Source organism: Pseudoduganella buxea, from assembly GCF_009720835.1.
Lineage (GTDB): Bacteria > Pseudomonadota > Gammaproteobacteria > Burkholderiales > Burkholderiaceae_D > Rugamonas > Rugamonas buxea.
This window is the reverse complement of the sequence record NZ_WNKZ01000192.1, coordinates 1-2,239: the sequence shown is the minus strand read 5'-3', so window position 1 is coordinate 2,239 and position 2,239 is coordinate 1. Positions and strand designations below refer to the sequence as shown.

Annotated in this window: 2 protein-coding genes; both read right to left on the bottom strand. The window is 69.3% G+C overall.

Annotated elements, in window-relative coordinates; translation table 11 throughout:
• Positions 1 to 82: 82 nt before the first annotated feature.
• On the bottom strand, positions 83 to 1,771 hold the full coding sequence (locus GM672_RS27450; protein ID WP_155473663.1) for a GspE/PulE family protein: 1,689 nt from the start codon (positions 1,769 to 1,771) through the stop codon (positions 83 to 85).
• On the bottom strand, positions 1,768 to 2,239 hold a 472-nt coding region (locus GM672_RS27445), incomplete at its 5' end, for a type II secretion system F family protein (RefSeq protein WP_211517453.1). The genes GM672_RS27445 and GM672_RS27450, both read right to left, overlap by 4 nt.

Genomic DNA, 2,239 nt, shown 5'->3' with positions numbered 1-2,239 from the left:
GCCGATTGCCGCGCCCTGCCGGCGCCGGCCGGCACGCCGCGCGGCACCGACCTGGCGCGGCCCCAGGCCCAGCCACAGGGCATCATTCGGCAAACGTAACACGGTTGACTTCCTCGATGGTGGTGATGCCGTTGCGGGCGGCATCGATGGCGGCGTCGCGCAGGAAGCGCGTGCCGTTCTGCTGCGCCGCTTCCTTGATCTGCCGGATCGGCGCGCGCCCGATGATCAGTTCGCGCAGCTGGTCGTTCATGCGCAGGAATTCGCCGATTGCCTTGCGGCCCTTGAAGCCGGTGCCGCGGCACTGGCCGCAGCCGCGTGCGCGCACGAAGCGGCCCCCGGCCGTCAGTGCCGGGTCGATGCCGGCCGCCACCAGTTCGTCGGCATCGGGCAGGTACGGCACGGCGCAATGTTCGCAGGCGATGCGCATCAGGCGCTGCGCCAGGATGCCGTTCAGCGCCGACACGAAGCTGTAGATGTCGACCCCCATGTGCAGGAAGCGGCCCAGCACGTCGAAGACATTGTTGGCGTGCACGCTGGTGAAGACCTGGTGCCCCGTCAATGCCGACTGGATGGCGATGCGGGCCGTTTCGGGATCGCGGATTTCGCCGACCAGAATCTTGTCCGGGTCGTGGCGCAGGATCGAGCGCAGCCCCAGCGCGAAGGTCAGGCCCTTCTTCTCATTGACGGGGATCTGCAGGATGCCGGGCAACTGGTATTCGACCGGGTCCTCGATGGTGACGATCTTGTCCTGGCCGCTGTTGATTTCCGTGAGCGCGGCGTACAGCGTGGTGGTCTTGCCGCTGCCGGTGGGGCCGGTGACGAGCGTCATGCCGTAGGGCTCGCGTGCCAGCTGGCGCACGCGCCGCAGCGTGCCCGCGTCGAAGCCCAGGTGATCCAGGCGCAGGCCGACGATCTGGTCGGCCAGGGCTTCCTTGTCGAGGATGCGCACCACCACGTCCTCGCCGAACAGGCTGGGCATGATGGAGACGCGAAAGTCGATCTGGCGCCCCTTCACGTGCAGCTTGAAGCGCCCGTCCTGCGGCACGCGCCGCTCCGAGATGTCCAGGTCCGACATCACCTTCAGCCGCGACACCACCTGGTCGGACATGTCGCCGCCCGGCACGAACAGCACGTGCGACAATACGCCGTCGATACGGTACTTTAGGGTCAGGCCCTTGGCGCCGACCTCGAAGTGCATGTCGCTGACGCCGGCCTTGAGCGCGTCGAAGATGGAGGAGTTGACCAGCTTGACCACCGGGCTGGCATCCTGCGAGATCGATTCCAGCGACAAATCGGCCGCGCCGCCGGGCGCCGCCTCGCGTGGCGCCTGCGCTTCGAACGAAGCATCGAGGGCACGCAGTTTTTCCCCGGCGATGGTGAAATACGCCGCCAGGTCGTCGGGATGGGCCAGGTGCCAGCGCGGCGGTTGCGGCAGGCGTGCCTCGACCAGGGTCTGCAGCCCCGTGTCGAAGGGATCGACCGTCACGCACAGCAGCGCCGGCGCCGCGCCGGCACGCGCCACCAGGCAGCGGCCCCGTACCGCGTCGCCATAGGCCAGCAGCGCAAAATCCGGTGTCAGCGCATGCAGCGCGTCGATGTCGAGCGTGGGCATGCGCAGCACCCGGCCCAGTTCGGCCAGCGCCGCGGCCGGCGCCAGGCCCAGCTCTTCCTCCAGCGCGCGAAACACGCTCTCGCCGGTGCCGCGCCGTGCCAGCAGCGCCAGCAGCGCGGCACCGGACAGGCACGCCTCCTGTGGCGGCGGCGCATTCATCGGATGCTGCCCGCCAGGTCGAAGATGGGCAGGTACATCAGGATCACGATGCCGCCGATCAGGCAGCCGATCACCGTCATCAGGAGCGGCTCGAACGAACGCGAGAACCAGTCGACGGCGCGGGCGGTTTCCTCGTCGTAGAAGGCGGCGATCTTTTCCATCGTCTCGCCCAGGTTGCCCGAACGTTCGCCCACCACCAGCAGGCGCACGCCGACATCCGTGGCCAGCCCGTGGCGGCCGAAGCAATCGGCCAGCGCACCGCCTTCGCTGATGGCCAGGCGCGCCGCCCGCAGCCCCCCGCGCAGGGCCTGCTGTTGCAGCAGCGCCTCCGTCATGGCCAGGGCCGCCACCAGCGGCACGCCACCCTTGAGCAGCATCGCCACCGTGCGGGTGAAGCGCGCCAGCTGGTAGGTGCGCAGCTGTCGGCCCAGGTGCGGCAGGCGCCACAGCCAGCGCTGGAGGGCGGAG

Coding starts and splice junctions, on each gene's coding strand:
- GM672_RS27450 (WP_155473663.1), bottom strand. CDS start 1,771: ATGAATGCGCCGCCGCCACAGGAGGCGTGCCTGTCCGGTGCCGCGCTG.